General features: G+C 50.3%; 11 protein-coding genes. 5 read left to right on the top strand and 6 right to left on the bottom strand.

Features of this window, described 5'->3' with window-relative positions; translation table 11 throughout:
• Positions 1-21: 21 nt before the first annotated feature.
• Together K3T82_RS12230 and K3T82_RS12225 are read right to left on the bottom strand one after the other, a co-directional pair.
• A complete protein-coding gene (locus K3T82_RS12230) occupies positions 22-1,953 on the bottom strand; it encodes a S9 family peptidase (RefSeq protein WP_220193733.1) in 1,932 nt (643 codons plus the stop codon).
• 358 nt (positions 1,954-2,311) lie between these two features.
• A complete protein-coding gene (locus K3T82_RS12225) occupies positions 2,312-5,932 on the bottom strand; it encodes a WD40 domain-containing protein (RefSeq protein WP_220193732.1) in 3,621 nt (1,206 codons plus the stop codon).
• A 257-nt stretch (positions 5,933-6,189) separates the two neighbouring features.
• Here K3T82_RS12225 and K3T82_RS12220 point away from each other — a divergent pair, with 257 nt between their 5' ends.
• Positions 6,190-6,882, top strand: a complete 693-nt coding sequence (locus K3T82_RS12220; RefSeq protein WP_220193731.1) for an RNA polymerase sigma factor — start codon at positions 6,190-6,192, stop codon at positions 6,880-6,882.
• A gap of 183 nt (positions 6,883-7,065) precedes the next feature.
• Entirely contained in the window at positions 7,066-8,409 is a 1,344-nt protein-coding gene (locus K3T82_RS12215; protein ID WP_220193730.1) for a hypothetical protein, read from the top strand.
• Positions 8,410-8,565: 156 nt separating this feature from the next.
• On the opposite strand, the gene K3T82_RS12210 is transcribed toward K3T82_RS12215, so the two are convergent.
• The 3 genes from K3T82_RS12210 to K3T82_RS12200 all read right to left on the bottom strand — a co-directional run bounded on the left by K3T82_RS12210 (position 8,566) and on the right by K3T82_RS12200 (position 10,305).
• Positions 8,566-9,051: a peroxiredoxin gene (locus tag K3T82_RS12210; protein WP_220193729.1), complete on the bottom strand. Its 486-nt coding sequence runs from the start codon at positions 9,049-9,051 to the stop codon at positions 8,566-8,568.
• A gap of 83 nt (positions 9,052-9,134) precedes the next feature.
• Positions 9,135-9,545: a DUF3037 domain-containing protein gene (locus K3T82_RS12205; RefSeq protein WP_220193728.1), complete on the bottom strand. Its 411-nt coding sequence runs from the start codon at positions 9,543-9,545 to the stop codon at positions 9,135-9,137.
• A complete protein-coding gene (locus K3T82_RS12200; RefSeq protein WP_220193727.1) occupies positions 9,523-10,305 on the bottom strand; it encodes a HipA family kinase in 783 nt (260 codons plus the stop codon). Before K3T82_RS12200 ends, K3T82_RS12205 begins: the two co-directional genes overlap by 23 nt.
• Positions 10,306-10,718: 413 nt before the next feature.
• Between K3T82_RS12200 and K3T82_RS12195 the strand changes: the two genes are divergently transcribed.
• The 3 genes from K3T82_RS12195 (at position 10,719) to otsB (ending at position 15,569) form a co-directional block, all read left to right on the top strand.
• Entirely contained in the window at positions 10,719-12,890 is a 2,172-nt protein-coding gene (locus tag K3T82_RS12195; protein ID WP_220193726.1) for an amylo-alpha-1,6-glucosidase, read from the top strand.
• Between the two features lie 151 nt (positions 12,891-13,041).
• Positions 13,042-14,682 carry an IS1634 family transposase gene (locus K3T82_RS12190; protein ID WP_220193725.1) on the top strand — a complete coding sequence of 547 codons (1,641 nt, stop codon included), beginning with the start codon at positions 13,042-13,044 and terminating at the stop codon, positions 14,680-14,682.
• Between the two features lie 71 nt (positions 14,683-14,753).
• Entirely contained in the window at positions 14,754-15,569 is an 816-nt protein-coding gene (gene otsB, locus K3T82_RS12185; RefSeq protein WP_220193724.1) for a trehalose-phosphatase, read from the top strand.
• Positions 15,570-15,826: 257 nt separating this feature from the next.
• Here the strand turns inward: otsB and K3T82_RS12180 are convergent, their stop codons facing one another.
• On the bottom strand, positions 15,827-17,398 hold the full coding sequence (locus tag K3T82_RS12180; protein ID WP_220193723.1) for an alpha,alpha-trehalose-phosphate synthase (UDP-forming): 1,572 nt from the start codon (positions 17,396-17,398) through the stop codon (positions 15,827-15,829).
• Between the last annotated feature and the right edge of the window lie 627 nt (positions 17,399-18,025).

The following is an 18,025-nucleotide window of genomic DNA, read 5'->3' as shown; positions in this document are numbered from 1 at the left end:
TGTTACAATTTATCCTCTCGTTTATAAGTTTTCTATGAGCACTGGCTCCACCGCGTCGGCAAGCGGGAAGCCAAAGATGCGAGAATAGAAGTAGAGTTCAGCCTCCACGGAGCGCTTGATATTCTCGGCTCGACGGAAGCCATGCTGTTCACCCTCAAAGGGCATATAGGTAACAGGAATTTTCTTCGCGCGTAGCGCCTCGACCATGATTTCTGCCTGGTTGGGCGGAACAATCTTATCTTCTAACCCCTGCAAGAAGATCACCGGGCACTCTAGCTGGTCAATATAGTTAAGGGGAGAACGCTCATAGTAAGTCTGCTCAGCTTCGGGATAGGGGCCTACCAGGCCGAATAAGTACCGCGATTCAAACTTATGTGTATCACCTACAAAGGTTGTAAGATCGCTCACACCAAAGTGGCTCGCGCCAGCGGCGAAGGCATCGCGGAATGTCACCGCGCAAAGAGTGGTGTAACCACCCGCGCTCCCACCATGAATGAGCAGACGTTTACCATCAGCCAGTGACCGCTCTACGAGATAGCGCGCGCCATACACACAATCATCAATATCGACAACTCCCCACTGGCCCTTCAGGCGCTCGCGATAAGCCCGGCCAAAACCGGTGCTTCCTCGATAGTTCACGTCCAGCAACGCGAAACCGCGACTGGTCCAATACTGCTTACCTAAATTTAACACATTTGAGGTCGCACTGGTGGGGCCACCATGGATCTCAACAATCAAGGGGGGAAGCTCGCCATCAGGAGCCTGGTAATCGGGATTGGTCGGAGGATAATAATAAGCGTAGGCAGTCTCCCCATTTGATGTTGGAAAGGCGATGGATTGCGGACGCGAGAAATAGCTGGAATCAATAGTGCTCTCACCTGGACTGCGAAGCACTTCCAGCTTTTCATCGGCAAGGCGATAGCGCGCGATCACCGAACGCTCGGTAGGAGAGGCAGCTGAGAAGGCAACATAGTCAGGTGTAATGGCCAGAGAGCCGAGTAACGTATAGGGCAGTTCGATCTCTGTTAGGGTACCTGTGGTAAGATCAAGACTCGCCAGATGGTCACCATCCTGAGAGTAGCAACAAATCAGGCGCTCCTCCGAGACAAAACCATAGGTTACCATATTGAAAACCCATTGCGCACGACCAAACTCGGCTTCCAGGGGATAGACAGCCTCAACCGCGTCTCCTCCACGCTGGCGATAGATATTCCACCAACCCGTACGATCAGAGATAAAATAGAGCGTTCCATCAGGTGACCACGTAGGCTGAAAAATTGACTCACTCGCGCCACCCGCAACATAGCTGGCATAGCCGATAAAGCCGTTTGCGTCTAACTCTCCTACCCAGAGTTCGGTTCCATCCCAGGGCATATTAGGGTGATTCCAGGTCAACCAGCATAGACGCTTGCCATCGGGACTCAGACGTGGTGTCGAATAGAAATCATTGCCCGCTACCAGCGTATGCGTCGCTCCACTCTCATTAAGAGCAACACTCACCAACATGTTCACGGCCTCGCGCTGAGGGTTGGTGTGATCCTCGCAGACACAGATCAGGCGTTCACGCTGAGCATCAATGATCGGGTCTGCATAACGCTTGTTGGTCACGGCGGTAAGTGGTTCTGGCTCACCACCCAATGGCTGGCGATAGAGACGCTGATCGCTAAAGTTGGAGAAATATACAGTATTGCCATGAACAGTGTAATCACCACCACCATACTCATGCACACGTGTACGCGCGTTAAATGGCTGAGGAGTAATATCTTGCTGCGTTCCATCGGCACATCGGCGTACGATGACGCCTCGACCACCTTCCTGTGGACGTCCCTCGACCCAGTAGGTATCTTGCCCTTGCAAGAACACCTGACTCAACCTGACAGTCTCCGATACGAGCACATCGGTAGTAAAAGGAGATGCCCAGGCACCATAGGGGGCAACTTGTGGTTTTGTCATGTTGTTCTACTTTTCTCCAAAATATAGTTTACGCGATCTTAAAAGAGTGCGCGCTAGCTGCCAATCAGGCAGCGTTGGTTCTCGGATCAACCCAGGCGCGCTCAGGTTTTCTAATTAATAAGGAACGCCTGAATCACCAGAAATACCCTATCTTCAGGGCATGGGTGAAAAAAGCAACACTCTTTCACGAAAAAGAGAGAATACCAGGAAGGACATTGATTTGGCACTGTCTTTTCCCTGGCAGATCTGGTAGGACCAGGGCAATACGGAATATGGATTGTGGCAAAAACATTTGCAGTCAGTGTACAAGCCATATCGATACGAAGGCAAGCTCAACAATTGAGAGCCTCTATCGCATTCACTCTTCGATGGCTCCCAGTGTGCGCAACATAGCGCGTTGGGCCGGTGAGATACCTGTCACCCCTCGAATATTCATGTCCTCATAGGGACGCTCCCTACGCAATGTCTTGTAACATTCGCCCGTCGCTACATTCCAGAGCCGGATTGTACCATCGTAACTACCACTGGCAATACTCTCCCCCATTGGGTGAAAGGCTACGGAATAGATACGTTTACTGTGCTCATATCCAGACCAGAGCAAACGCCCCTCCTCAACATCCCACAAGCGCAAACTATTATCGTCCCCACCACTGGTCAGATATGCACTATCAGGGCTAAACGCGACTGACCAGATCCAGTTGATATGCCCTCTGAGCACACGAATACATTGCCCGCTTGCCAGATCCCAGAGCCTCACGGTGCTATCATCGCTACAGCTCGCGAGGAGTCGTCCATCGGGACTAAAAGTTACTGAGCGCACACGCTTCTCATGCCCTGCTAGCTGATAGCGCAATTCGCCACTCTCTTTATGCCAGAGTCGAATGATGGCATCTTCACCACCACTAGCAACGGTAGAGCCATCGGGGCTAAAAGCAACTGTCCAGATACGGCTCTTGTTCTCTTGCAATACACGTATACAGAGACCCGTATTCACTTGCCAGAGACGTACCGTCTGGTCATCACTTCCGCTCAGGAGTTGTGTTCCATCGGGGCTAAAACAGACCGAACGGACCCAGTTTCCGTGCCCACCCAGGGTACGCAAACAATAGCCAGTATTCACATCCCAGAGGCGAATAGTCTGGTCGTCACTGCCACTAGCGACAATGTTACCCTGTGGGCTATAGGCGACAGTATAAATCCAGGTGCTATGCCCTTGTAGCGTTTTGATGCTACGACCAGTATCAACGTTCCAAAGGCGCACAGCCCTGTCATCACTTCCACTGAGCAGACGCAAACCATCAGGACTAAAGCAGACCGAGCGCACGCGACTACTGTGCCCCTGTAAGGTCTTGAAGCATTGACCATCCTCACAACTCCAAAGGCGAATGGTCTGGTCATCACTTCCGCTCACAAGCATCTGATCATCGGGGCTATACGCGAGTGCCCATACACGATTGTTATGTCCACGCAACGTCGAGCTACATTCACCACTCTCCACATCCCAGATCCGAATCGAGCGGTCATCGCTTCCACTGGCAAGACGCTTACTATCATAGCTAAAACGCACAGGCCAGATACGTCCAGTATGCCCATAAAAGATTTTCAAGCACTGTCCTGTCCGCAAATCCCAGAGGCGTACCGTCTGATCCTCGCCTCCGCTAGCCAGGTAGCAACCGTCAGGACTGAAGGTAACAGCATGTACTCGCCCCTTATGCCCACGCATAACATGTAAGCATTCACCACTCTCTACATCCCACAGACGAACCGTGTAATCGCTACTTCCACTGGCAACATACCTGCTATCATGGCTATAAGCGACCGCCCATACACGACTCTCATGACCACGGAAGGTATATAAACACTCGCCCTTTTCAATATCCCACAGCATAAGCGTCATATCATCACTAGCACTGATGATCAGATCATCTTTTGGACTGAAGGCGACGGAGCGAATGCGATTGGTATGCCCAATCAAAGTCTTCAGGCACTGTGTCGTACGTGTATCCCATAAACGTAAAAACTGATCATCACTACCACTGATGACCTTAGAGCCATCGTGGCTAATATCAACCGCGCGCACCCAGTCAGTATGCCCCTGGCAAATACCTAAAGGAGCACCCGTATGTGCGTTCCAGAGACGCACATCGCCATTGGCTGTTCCTGCGGCTAGTTTGCTACCATCATCACATACCGCAACCGAGAGAATACTTCCGAAAGTATCGCTAAATACACAATGCTCCAGTTGCGACGAAACGAAGTTCACCTTGGGTAACGAGACATCTTGCAGATAAGCATTCCAAACAACTAAATTCGAGAAGTCGTAACTGCGTAAGTCAATTTTCAACTGCACCAGTAAGTTTAAGAGATTGCCAGCCGTATACTCTGGTGTCTGAGGACGCTGATTCTGTAAGTCCTTGAGCATCTCCTTCAGACGTGCCTCACACTCCATCTTGCCAAGTTTCGTCAGTAATTGTAGTCCGATTGGCTCCAGGAAAAGGCGAATCTGGTTATTACGAATATGATCCTTGGCTTGTGCGCGAATAAGTGCGTGACTGGTCAGAAGGGAATATTGTTTACGCTCGATCTCTTGGCATACATTCTCAACCAGAGCATCAGTCACATACTCCATAATCACAGGCTGGAGCGTGAAGCGCGATCCATTGCTATTCTCAATCATAGAACGCCGTCGCAATGAATCAAGCGCCGCCAGCAACTCACGGCGAGGAACCGGTCGCACAATTTCTTTCGAGATATCATTGAGTGAGACAGGCTCACAGGCCAGCGCTAACCAATAGATCATCTCCTGTTCCTGATCTGAGAGACGGTGGAATTGTTTATCAATGAGATCATAGATATCTCCAATGACCATCCCACGCTCGGAGAGGAACTCTGAGATCTCTCCGCCAAAGATCTCGCGGATCGGCGCGGCAACCAGTTTCAATGCCAGAGGATTTCCTGCATAGACATGGATCAACTCCATGAACTCTTCGTCGCTGCCAACCAGCTCGCGCTCTTGCAAAATGAGACGGCCCTCTTCCAGGCCGATACCTGCCAGTTGCAATAAATGAGCGGAAGAGCGTGTCCAGAATTCGATCTCTCGCGGAAGCTCACGGCTGGTCAAAATAAGGCAACTCTTATGGGCATTATCTGCGACATACTCAACCAGCTCGCCATACCCCTCATAGCCCGGACGGTAATTGCCCGCGCTCTGCCCACTCACCAGGATGGTCTCCACATTATCAAGGATCAACAAGCAACGATGCTCATGCAAGTACGCTCCCAATCTCTCAATCAGCTCGCCAACATCATCGGGCAGCTCCACCTGCTCCAAGCCAGAAAGGAAACGGATACAGTCGACGAGGAACTCCTCAAGCGGCAAGGCATTTTGCAGCGTGCGCCAATAGACGAATTCAAACTGGTCCTTAATCCGCTCTTTGAGCATAGAAGCAAGCATTGTCTTGCCCACACCACCAATTCCCAAAACAGATGCCACACGACAACGATCATGTTCAATCCATTGCTCAAGCGTCTGCAGCTCCCGCACGCGCCCATAAAAGCTTGCTATTCTAGGTGCCTCGCTTGTATGCTCCTGCACGCCTCCTGAACTCATCGTTGTCGTTCGCATCTCAACTGATATGACAGTTTTCTCAAAAACCGCGCGCTCATCATCAATTTCTGCGACAGCTAGAGGTGTTTCCGGGCTATGGAGGGTGGGCATAGAGAGTGGCTTCGCTGGCGTTTCCTGAGTAAGTAATGAGCCGCTAGTAAGCGCTAACGTTTGCTCATACGCCAGGAGCAGCTCCTGCGAAGGATGACCATATCCGTTTTCTACTGATGAGAGTCGGCTCTTAGTATAGCCAATCAAACGAGCCATATCGGAGATACGAATACCCTTCTCCTGTCTCGCTAGGCGCATTCTAGCTCCAATCGAGACTGCCTCGCCATTCTCAAGCTCTATGCGTTTTTCTTTTCTGCCCATGAATAGGTTCCTCCTCCCACACAGTATAACGTAAAAATGAACAAAACAAAATAGTTTTGTAGGATAAATACGATCAAAAACCTATTGCATAATAATAGTTTTCTATGTTATTATTGTTCTGTAACAAAGAGAAAACAAAAACAATGGCAATTGCTGATTGAGAACAAAAAAACAATTCTTCGTAAATGTTGAAACATAGTCACACAGCAAGATGCAAACAAAGGCCAGCCATAGGGAGATTCAAGGAGACCAGATCAATGCAAACGACAACACTGGCTTCGGAAGGCCCCAGTCTCTTATCTGGTTTAGTGAAGCAGAACGTAGACCAGTTTTTTGAGAAGTACGATGCCTATATTAAGGCTCAGGCACAACACAGATTCAACAAGAAGAACAGTATGGCAAAGAGCGAAACCTATGACCTGGACGTGGACGACCTCACGCAAACATTACGCTTGAACTGTTGGCTCGCGCTCAGGCAGAGGCCCATTGAGAATCCTCGCGCTTATATCAGCCGTGCGGCACATAACGAGACTGTCACACTGGCACGCCAGTATAAGCCATGCCAATCTCTTCCTCTGGATGATGATGGCGAGTTCTTTCAGGGAAGAGTCAATAAGACTTTCAATACACAGGCTCCTGATCCAGCGGAAATCGTGGAGCGCAACGAGGACGAGTGTTGCTTACTTGAAGCCGCCATCGAGGCTATTCTTAAGCTTCCTCAAACTCAGCGTTATGCCATGCTCAGTTCGATGAAAGAGCGAGTAGAAAATCCTCAGGATTTACACCGCCTTTGTCGCAGACATAATATCGATCTGGACGCGATTCAGTGGCCTGAAAAGCCTACTGAAGTGCAGCGTATGCGCGCCTCACTTTCAGTCGCACGCAAAAACAAGGACATGCAGAACCTGCGCTCCTTCCTGGTGCGCTCTCTGAAAAACAGCACAAATTAACACCCATTAGACCTGTTGACAGGATGATAGTTATGCCTTACTTTATACTAGTAATAGGACACCCGTGGTTGTCACCTATCACCACGATGAGATTACTTCATTTTCGCCTGCGCAATCGCATCAAGGTACTACTTTCCCTGGCGCTTGACGAACGTTTTTATAGCAAAGTAAGGCAGCAAAAATATGGGCAATTTGACTAGTTTGCCAGCCAGAGCGCATCACCCACAGGTGCGCCTGCGTAAAGATGACCTTCACTTCCTCTTTGCCTCCGACGTAAGCCAGGAGCGTAAAGAGGTTGTTTTGAATCAACTTGGTTCACTCCGCTCGATGTTTGAGCAATTCCTCGCACATGAGCGACAACTTGAACCACCCGACGACGCGACATTGATAACGAAATTCGATATGTGTAGCGATCCTACACAAAGCCCTGAGACACTATTGAAGCTTCTTCACGAACTGGCGCCGGGCAATGGACACATAGGGCAGCGGCAGATAAATCTGCTCGCCGACCATTTGCGAGCACGCGTTGAGAGATTCTTACAGCGTATGGGGCTCTCTTTGGACCAACTCCACACCCATGACCATGTATTTGGCAGTGGCGGCGACTTTTGTAAGACAATTCATGCCAGCACCGCTGCCGCTATCGCCGCCGCGCCCCTGGTTAAGATCTGTAAAACTGGTACAACGAATGTCACTTCCTGCCATGGAAGCGCACAAGCGATGGAAACCTTTGGTTACCATCACCGGCAGATCTCTATGCAGACGCTAAATCAGGAACTAGACCAGTTCGGCTTTACCTTTGTGCCTCTCTCCGCGCTTGATTTTCCTTATTCACCAGCTCTCAAGGAGGCTCGCGAGCACCTCTGGCACGAAGCGATGGACACGCTCACGCGCCATGATACTGTTGGCTCCCCACAATGGCATGAGACACTACGCACTACACCAATCACACTCGATATCTTTAAGATTGTCTCACCCAACGCTCAAGTGCTACGCCCCGCACACCACTCAACAGGCATATGTAGCCTGCCTATGCTCCCCTATGTGCTCTCGCTCTACTTGCATCTGAATAGCGAAGGTATGATTGTTCACTGTTATGATGGCATTGATGAACTCTCCAATGCATCCAGTCAACAAGATCCGAGCATAGCGAATAATCTCCTCGTCCACGTGACGCGAGATGAGGTGATATTTGAGGAATGCTCACCTGAAGATATGGATTTGAAGCGAGCTTACATAGAGGAAATACAGGAAGAGGTTGACCTGGAGGCATCCCAGAACGAGACCTGGCACATTCTTTCAGGAGAGAAAGATGGTCCTAAGCGTGACTTCATCGTTATGAATACGGCACTACTCCTGATCGCCCATGAGCAACACTCACCATCCGAAGGTTATATATGCGATCAACTGCGGCTCGCCATCAAGCGGGTTGAAGAGATTATCGATAGCCATCAGGTAGCAGATAACTTCTCCGCCCTCCTCAATGCCCATCAACATCACAACTATCGCCAGGAAAACGCATCTTAAAAAAGACCTTATAATATGTTGCATGCAACATATTATAAGGTGGTGCCAAGAGTAAAGAAGTGTGAGCCTTATGTTTTAAGGCAGCATTGCAGATTTCAGGGGCGTGCCATAGGCACGCCCTTTCCTTTATATTATATGCCAGAAGATCTTTGTCAATCAGGCAAGCTCACGCAGAACCTTTAGAGCCTCATCGACATGTTTTTGCGGCGCGAACTGAGATGAAAAGACATGCTGCACAACACCCTGCTTATCGATGATGTAGGTTACACGGCCAGGCAAGAGACCAAAGGTCGCGGGAACACCATAGCTCTTACGCAATGCTCCGGTCTTGTCGCTAGCAAGAATAAAGGGCAGACTATAACGCTTGGCAAATTTATCGTGGTCCTCACTCGAATCCGAGCTCACACCAATCACCTCAGCGCCCGCCTCCTTAAAGACCTCATAGCTATCACGAAATGAACAGGCTTCCGCTGTACATCCTGGAGTATCAGCCTTGGGATAAAAATAAAGCACAATATTCTTTTGTCCAAGCAGTGACTTTAAACTTACCTCCTCGCCCGTCGAGGTTGGGAGAGAGAAGTCGGGTGCCTGGTCTCCAACTTTGACGCCACCCGAGGTTCGGCTTTGCGTACTCACACGCATTCTCCTTGCAATCTATGCTCAAGCATAACCATTTATAGTATGATAAACAACTGCGATGGACATTTCATTCCTGCTTCGCATTTTCAGGCTCGCGCGGTTTTCGCACTATGTGGCTTTACCATAGTGTTCACTAAATGCTGCAAGGCCGTTGCTGGATCGCTACATAGACCAGAGTGGACCACAGAAGTCTGGATGATGGCACTACGAGGAGCAACCAGCCAGTGAAAGCGCTCAGATAGAGTCAGGCGCGCGATAGGTCCTCCCTCTTCTTTCCCCTCGCAAATCAAAGAGATGGTCTCTAGATGCTCTCGAAGCACCTCAAGATCAAGATCTGGGTCCAGAGCAAGCACACGCCGCTCATCTAACGCAATCAATGCCTCCAGGAACTGACGCGTGCGGCAAAAGAGGATGACGCCCACATTTACGCACTCGCCTCGCTCGACACTCGGCATAACCCGCAGCAGGGCATAATCATATGAGCTGAGTACGGGCATGTAATGCCTCCTCTACAAACACATGTGACGCGGACAGACGATCCTGCAAATAAGCGATATACGCTTCTCGCCTCACCTTGGAATCGGAATACACAGTATCATCTTCAAGCCAGGAATCAGGAATGGAGGCAATAATATTTTGAATACGCTCTGGAGTTAAATACGCTTTTAGCTGCTTATCTACTTCTTGAAGAGCGGTCGCGTAGGGCAGGAGAACATGATCCTTGATTGAGGTAAATGGCGTGCGACTACGCTCCATATACTCAACTGGCATATGGTGAAAATATAATGCAGACCCATGGTCGATGAGCGCCAGGCGACGATGCCAGAGCAGCATATTCGTATTGCGCGGCGTGCGATCTACGTTGGTAACGTACGCATCAAACCAGACAATAGACGAGGCTAATACAGGATCAAGCATGAGAGCATCGCGCGGATCAAATGCCAGCGCTCCCGGCAGATAATCCAGAGCGAGATTTAGTCCAGCACTCTGCTTGAGCAAGGCCTGGATCTCAAAATCAGGCTCTGAACGCCCAAGCACTGGATCTAATTCTACGAAGACAATCTCAGGAATTGGCAATTGTAAGGCACGGCCAATCTCGCCAGCAACCAGTTCGGCGATCAGCGCTTTAGGTCCCTGACCTGCACCACGAAATTTGAGCACGTAGAGGCCATCATCATCGGCCTCCACAATAGCAGGTAGTGAGCCACCCTCGCGCAATGGGGTGACATAGCGCGTAGCGGTAAGTGTTCTTAACATGAGGCTATTGTAACATAGAAACGTACTATTTCATCTCAACTGCTATTATCCCTTAGTCAAAAAGACATAGAATGATGAATATTCATAATCCTGATGAACGAATACACAAATACATTACCCATGAGTACTAGACCAGGCCCCTACATTTGTGCCAGGCATAACTAGAAAAAGAGCGTCCCTGTTATTATTTGTCTATTCTTTGCTCTATATCGTATGTAGAGATCGCTCGCGGGCACCTGGAGAGCCTGGTTTCACGCTTGCAAGCTCGCCTCTCCGCACATGAGCGCTATTTTAGCTATTAATACGGATGTCTATTATAGTCCGTATTTATTCCTGGCATTCCCGCAATGCAGCGTAATGACTGTTAGCAATACCAGATTTTCGTAGTCAAGCATTCAATAGAAAGTGGTATCATGACAGACAACAAGCCAGATGTCGTACTGCTTCCAGCAGATGAAGGATCTGATGAGGCCTTTAATCAACCAGAGATCACAGAGGAAAAGGTTCATTCGAGCGCTACACAGATTACCTTGAAGAGCGGCGATGCTTTTCTAGTCGCGAATGTGCGAGGCGATCTATTAAGCGCAAATCAAGCTACGGGACTCTATTGGCATGGTGCCAGATTCCTGCGCGAATGCAATTTCTTTCTTGAGGGGCAACCTCTAGTGATGCTCTCACATCACGTCTCGCATATGGGGAACACTGGTCAGGTTGATTTAACCAATCCAACATTCAAAGCCGATGCTAACACTCTTATTGAACAGGGTGAAATCTATGTCAGCCGCTTGCTTGAACTTCATCACGAAGAATTGATTCAGACCTTTACCATCACAAGTTTTCGTGAGCTTCCCCGATCACTCAGATTTAGCCTGAAGTTTGGCAGCGATTTCTGCGACCTCTTTGAGGTACGTGGCCTGACACGCGAGCAACATGGTCAGACGCAACCAACGATTACGACGGAGGAAGCTGTCACACTCAGCTACCTTGGGCTCGACGAGGTGACACGCGAGACGCGTATAGCCTTCTCCCCAGCCACTACATATGCCTACGAAGATCGTATTCACTGGTCACTTTCCCTCGAACGCGGAAAAGCCATCACCATTAAGGTGCGTATTGGAGTATGCGAGCTGAATGCAGAACGCTTCGCCAAACATATTGAGGTTGAAGGTTCTCGTCCACTTGCGCAGCCAACAGTACAAACTGATGATTATCTCTTCAATCGTCTGCTTACGCGCGGTATGAACGATTTGATGATGTTGAGCACTCTCACACCTTATGGCTACTATCCATACGCGGGTATCCCCTGGTTCTGCTGCCCCTTCGGACGTGACGGCCTGATTACCTGTCAGCAATATACGCCCTGGTTCCCACAGGTGACAAGGGGAACACTGGCTTTCCTTGCCGCTCACCAGGGCACAAAGGTTGATGATTTCACTGAAGAAGAGCCTGGCAAGATTCTGCATGAGATGCGTATGGGCGAGATGGCAAATTGTCGCGAAATTCCCTACATTCCCTACTATGGTAGCATCGATGTTACGCCGCTCTTCCTCTGCATCCTTGGTGAATATATCCGCTGGACCAATGATCTTGACTTCCTGCATAGCCTCTGGCCCCATGCCCAATTGGCTGCACGCTGGATCGCCGATTACGGCGACAGGGATGGAGATGGCTTCATTGAGTATCACCGCACCCTGGAGAGCGGCATCGCCAATCAGGGTTGGAAGGATTCATGGGATTCAGCTTCACATAGCAATGGTGATCTGGCACACTCCCCGCTAGCACTCTGTGAAGTACAGGGTTATGCCTTCGCCGCGTATCAGAATATGGGATACCTGGCTCGAAGATTGGGACATGAGGCAGAGGCGCGCGGCTGGGAACAACGCGCGAGCGAACTCCAAGCGCGCTTTTTGCAAGCCTTCTGGTGGGAAGAGGAACAGAGCTTCTATATGGCGCTGGATCGTGATAAACGCCCCTGCGCTATTGTAACCACAAACGCAGGACAATGCCTCTGGAGTGGTATCGTTCCCCAGGGCAAAGCCCAACTTGTGACTGAACGCTTAATGCGTGAAGATATGTTTAGTGGCTGGGGTCTACGCACGCTCTCAACCACAGCAGCTCGCTATAATCCCATGAGCTATCATAATGGTTCGGTCTGGCCTCACGATACGGCTATGGTGGGTGCTGGCTTCGCTCGCTACGGTAGAAAAGACGAGGCAGCACAGCTCCTCAAAGGACTCTACCAGGCCAGCCACTACTTTGAAGATGCGCGATTACCAGAGCTCTTCTGTGGCTTTATCCAGCGCGAGGGCTTTGGTCCTACACGCTACCCAGTCGCCTGCTCACCTCAGGCATGGGCGACTGGTGCTCCAGGGCAGATCTTGAATGAACTCCTCGGTATGCACGCCGACGCAGAACATCACCGCCTCATACTTGAGCAACCCACTCTTCCTCCCTGGATCAATACTTTGGAACTACGTGATCTCTATATTGGGGAGCGGCGTGTACATCTCCGTTTCACACGACGAGGAGCACATACTGAAGTCGAACCTGGCGAGGAGAACGAGGTCGAGCTACAGATACTGTAACCTTGCCAAGGGACCTCTCCACAAGGTATAAGGGTAGAGTGCGACAACTATGATCTAGACATAGCTATCACACCCACATTCCGCAGGGTAATTGACAGGAAAACTGAAATTGGATAAGGTAATCTCAGAACGCGCAAGGAGTAGAAAAAGCATGCAACGAGCTGAGGATTACCAGAACGAACGTTTGGACCATTTGGGCATTGTGGCGGGCGTGTGCCAGGAATTGGGCTTGGCGCAGTGGTTGGATGCCTTGGAACCCAACCAACAGCGCGCAGTGAGTTACGGGACCTCCACTGTCGCCATGATTCTCAATGGATTGGGCTTTGCCAATCGTCAGCTCTATCTGGTGCCACAATTCTTCGAAAATAAACCGGTCGCGCACCTCTTGGGAGCCGGCATCAGCGCGGACATGCTCAATGATGATTGCCTGGGACGTACCCTTGATTGGCTCTATGAGCACGATGTGACCACGGTGTTCGCTGGCATTGCCCATCAGGCCCGGCAACGTTTTGGGATAACAGCCCAGCACGTGCATGTGGATACGACCTCGTTTTCGGTGAATGGAGCCTATGAAACCGAGCAGGAACATGAGCACGTCATTGCAGTCACCTATGGCTACTCGCGCGATCATCGCGAAGATCTCAAACAGTGGATGCTGGCTCTGGCGACCACCCATCAAGGGGATATTCCGCTCTTTTTGCAGCCGCTTTCGGGCAACCGCAGCGATAAAGAGAGCCTGATCAAGGTGATTGCCGACCTGCATGCCCAATTGCAAGAGACAGAACCCGAGGAAAACCCGCTCTACGTGGCCGATAGTGGCCTCTACAGTGCAGAGAACATGCGCCAGCTCAATCAAACTGGGGTACGGTGGGTCAGTCGCGTCCCCGAAACGAGCAAAGAAGCCAAAGCCGCCGTGATGCAAGACGAGGAGGCGTGGCAACCCAGTGCCGATGGAATTCGTCACCTGGTCGTGCAGCACATGGATCTGCCTCAGGGGCCTGAGCGGTGGATCATCGTTCGCAGTGATGCTGGGATCAAGCGAGCGTTGCAGACGGCGCGCAAGCAGGCCGACAAGCAACTGGAAATGTGGAGCAAGAAGGTGTGGCATGTGAGCACGAAGGCATTTGCCTGCCGAGAGGATGCGCAACAGGCCTGGGAACAAAGTCTCAAAGGGCTGCCGCAGTGGCTGGATGCCTCGATGGAACTGAAGAGCCAGGCGGTTTTTGAAGGACGAGGCCGTCCTGCACGCAATGCGCAGCCAAGCGGGGTGCGTTGGAGTGTCACGCCCCAGGTTCTCCTCAACGAAAGCAAACTGTTGGCCTTCGCCCAGCGCAAAGCCTGCTTTGTCATTGCCAGCAATGTGGTGGATGAAGCCGAGATATCCAACGATGCGTTGATCAACCTGTATCTGGAACAGGGAAGCGTCGAACGGGGCTTCCGGTTCCTGAAAGATCCCTTGTTCCTGGCGTCCTCGGTTTTTGTGAAAAAGCCAGAACGCATCGTGGCCCTGAGCTTGATCATGGTGCTTGCCTTGTTGGTGTACCGTCTGGCGGAACATCGCTTGCGTGAGCAATTAGAGGCAACTGGGCAAACTATCCCCAATCAAGTCAACAAGCCCACGGCTCGACCGACGATGCGCTGGGTCTTCCAATGCTTTGAAGGCGTTGAATTGTTGCACATCCGCACCGCAGCCACCACGCAATCGCTTGTCCTCCGCTTGCAACCATTGCATCATCAGATCCTTTCTTTATTGGGGCCTGCCTCTCAACAATTCTATTTTTTTTCAGATTAAAACTGCGGAATGTGGGATCACACTCTACTCTCCGTTTTTATGCGATATAAACACATCAGGAAGAGAAATATATGCTCAATAAAGAACTCCAACATGTCCTGACCCAACGCCCACTGGGACTGGTATTTGACTTTGATGGTACTCTAAGCGAGATCGCCCCCACCCCCTCCGAGGCCAGGCTCTATGCTGGAGTAGCAGACTTACTTACCGATCTCCAGCACTATGCCGAGGTCGCAATCCTGACGGGACGCGCCGTCGCTGATGGCGCAGATCTTATCAATCTCAAAGGCATGGCATACATAGGAACACATGGGCTAGAGTGGAGCGAAGATTTACCGGCGGGACCTGAACACATTCAACTCATCGCCGAGGCTCAACCCTACATTGAGCCCGGACAACGCCTGCTTGATCTCGTGCAACGCGAGACACAAGATGATCCCGGTATTATCGTACAACGCAAAAGCGTTGGTGGTTCTATTCACTATCGTCAGAGCGCCGACCCTATCAAAGCACGCCAACTCCTATTCGATCTTCTAACTGAGCCCGCGCGCCAGGAAGGCATGCTCCTGGGAGAGGGAAAGCTAGTTGTTGAGGTCCTCGCGCCCCTTAAGGTCAACAAAGGTGAAGCACTCAGACGCTTTGTGCAGCGGAAGCAGCTACGCGGGGTTATCTTCGCGGGCGATGATCGCACCGACCTCTATGCTATACGAGAGATACCACAGTTGCGCCAGGAGGGTATCGAAGGGCACGCTATTGTTGTTCAGCATGCTGATACGCCATCAGAACTGCTGGAGCGCGCCGATGAAATCGTGCTTGAGGTTCATGGCATGGTTGAACGTCTCAAAGAAATTCATCGCTATCTGGCAACCATGCACAACAACGCATAAAGCATCTCAGAATTGAAGGATAGAAGGGAGAGAAGAAAAATAAAGGTCCGCTCTTCGGTGGGAACGCAACCATTGCGTCCACCGAAGGTACTGCTTGTAGTATTCTCGATTTCTAGAGTACTGGAACCTGCTTGTTGGCAACGCAACAGAAGCAATTCAAGCGGAACATCTAGTAGGCGAGCCTGTTAATTCTTATACGAAAACAAACACCATTGTTGTGGCTAGCGCTGTTGCGCTCTGGTTTCCGGATAAGAAGTTTAACCTACATTGGCAACCACATCCGTTGTGGCTTCTTCGGCTTCGTCTGCGCCTTTTCCGGTTACAGCGCGATCAAGGAGGTCATTGATATCGCCAATCTGCTTAGCAAGCCAGGCCGTAAGGTTATTTTTTTCCACAGCCTGAGTAGCAAACATGGCCTTGGCGTGACGTTCCTCTGGTGGAAGCATCAGCGCCTTATAGAGAGCCTGCGATGTTTCTAAAACATCGGTAGGGGAGGTTGGAACAGAACCCTTTGCCAATTGCTGGAACGCGCCAACAGTCCTCGAAAGAACCAGAACACCATCCTTTTGATTCACCACGGGGCCCTCTTTGGCCACCAGGTTCATACCATCAATAATGGGGTTCACTAGCAGAACATCATAGAACTGCATTGCGGCTAATGCACGGACCCGATCATTGCCAAAGAAGGCATGAATGGGAGTCCACGCATCGGTACTGTACTTCTGATTGATCTCCTCAATAATGGCCTGCACTTCCAACGACGTCCGACGATAGATTGGCAAGGACTGGCGTGAAGGAACCAGGTAAGCCAGGAAGTTGACCCGTCCCAGGAGTTCTGGATGCTCTTCAAGCATATAATCATATGCCTGGAAACCTCGCAATATATTCTTCGTTGGTTCAATGCGGTCGGTACGCATAATCGTAAACTCGTTGAGTAACGGTTTTACCTCCTCAACGGCACGTTTACCAGCAGCGCTTTTCACCACATTGCGTTCCTCGGTCACAGAGATCGAGATTGGATACGCACGGGCCTGCGTGCGGTGACCTTGCCACCAGAGGGCTCCCTCTTCAAAGTCTACGACGGCACCTTCCAGAATGGTGCGAGCGCCCTCCAAAAAGTTACGCGCGTCACGCTCCGTCTGAAAACCGATGATATCGTTACCTACCAGGCCAGCATAGATAGCCTGAGCAATATTACCCGGCAGAAAGTGCCAACAACGAATATCCGGCCAGGGAATGTGAATGAATTGCTGGATAACAATGGAGGGGTGAACCTTACGAATTAACGAGGATACCAGATAGAGGTGATAGTCATGCAGCATGACTACTGGCAACGAATCCTCACGCTCAATCTCAGCTACGACAGCATCGGCGAGAGCCTGATTGACTTCACAATATCCATTCTCCCAGGAGTCTTGCAATTGACGCACATTACTCTGTACGGGATCATACATATAGTGTTGGAGAAACCAGAGGAGTTCGTTACTAATCTTATCGTAATGCTTGCGATAGGTTGCCTTAGGAACGGAGACATAGTGCAATTGCATCTTTTGACCACGTAGAGGTGAAGGCATAACGCCTCCATGCTGCTCCATCTCCTTTGCGGCCAAGCGGTCGCCTTCGGTCATGGTCATCGCCACCCAGGTCATGTTCATCTGGTTTCCGACATCAATAAGTGCCGTTACCATTCCACCAGCACCACGCCTTGCTTTAAGCGTGTTATTCTGGCTTAGTTGAAACTCGACGGGACCACGATTGGAAGCGATAATCAGACGACGCGCATGCTTCAACTGCGGAAGATGGACATCCGTCTTCATCCGCGTGGGCATGAGTTTGTCCTTTCTAACAGAAGCGTTCTGTTGTGGCCTGGAAGATCACGTTACGATTGCATTTTCCAGGTGAGAAGAAATTTTCCCCTTCTTATCTCAAGAGTACACCCGGCACATACTGTGCATGTGGCCATACCGAACAGGCTGCTTACATGAAAACCAATGCGATTGTCATGGCTAGCATTAACACACTCGGGTTTTCAAATCGTAGAAAGCAAGAAAGTATTCTGCAAGACACCAAGTGTAATGTTACCATACAATGAAGCAGAATTACCAGCATGATTCAACGTGAGCGACCATAAAACAGCTCCACATGCCTCTTCACGAACTAGAGTAAATATGTAGTGGGGATCTACAACTCTCTTGAAACATCGTATGGTTCCTTCACAAGTGATACGAACCAGATGTTTTGAAAGACTCAGCAAAAGATGGAACCCCATCGATGTAGACGCGAAATAGAACTAAGAACTAAAAACAAACAGGCAATAATCCTATCTTAAATAGCATACTTCTACCTCTATTACTCAGCAATTACAAGAAATGGGCTAATCTTTTTAGAGCCTCTCCGCTTTACCGTTGCTTCGCCTCCTTTTGAGCACCAACGGGGCGAATATAAGCTTGATAGGG

This window comes from Ktedonospora formicarum, from assembly GCF_016587355.1.
GTDB classification, from domain to species: domain Bacteria; phylum Chloroflexota; class Ktedonobacteria; order Ktedonobacterales; family Ktedonobacteraceae; genus Ktedonobacter; species Ktedonobacter formicarum.
This window is presented reverse-complemented; position numbering and strand designations above follow the sequence as displayed.

Excerpts from the sequence above, each read along its gene's own strand:
- otsB (WP_220193724.1), top strand. The coding sequence starts at position 14,754 with ATGCTCAATAAAGAACTCCAACATGTCCTGACCCAACGCCCACTGGGA.
- K3T82_RS12210 (WP_220193729.1), bottom strand. The coding sequence starts at position 9,051 with ATGCGTGTGAGTACGCAAAGCCGAACCTCGGGTGGCGTCAAAGTTGGA.
- K3T82_RS12195 (WP_220193726.1), top strand. The coding sequence starts at position 10,719 with ATGACAGACAACAAGCCAGATGTCGTACTGCTTCCAGCAGATGAAGGA.
- K3T82_RS12205 (WP_220193728.1), bottom strand. The coding sequence starts at position 9,545 with ATGCCCGTACTCAGCTCATATGATTATGCCCTGCTGCGGGTTATGCCG.
- K3T82_RS12200 (WP_220193727.1), bottom strand. The coding sequence starts at position 10,305 with ATGTTAAGAACACTTACCGCTACGCGCTATGTCACCCCATTGCGCGAG.
- K3T82_RS12190 (WP_220193725.1), top strand. The coding sequence starts at position 13,042 with ATGCAACGAGCTGAGGATTACCAGAACGAACGTTTGGACCATTTGGGC.
- K3T82_RS12215 (WP_220193730.1), top strand. The coding sequence starts at position 7,066 with ATGGGCAATTTGACTAGTTTGCCAGCCAGAGCGCATCACCCACAGGTG.
- K3T82_RS12180 (WP_220193723.1), bottom strand. The coding sequence starts at position 17,398 with ATGCCCACGCGGATGAAGACGGATGTCCATCTTCCGCAGTTGAAGCAT.
- K3T82_RS12220 (WP_220193731.1), top strand. The coding sequence starts at position 6,190 with ATGCAAACGACAACACTGGCTTCGGAAGGCCCCAGTCTCTTATCTGGT.
- K3T82_RS12230 (WP_220193733.1), bottom strand. The coding sequence starts at position 1,953 with ATGACAAAACCACAAGTTGCCCCCTATGGTGCCTGGGCATCTCCTTTT.
- K3T82_RS12225 (WP_220193732.1), bottom strand. The coding sequence starts at position 5,932 with ATGGGCAGAAAAGAAAAACGCATAGAGCTTGAGAATGGCGAGGCAGTC.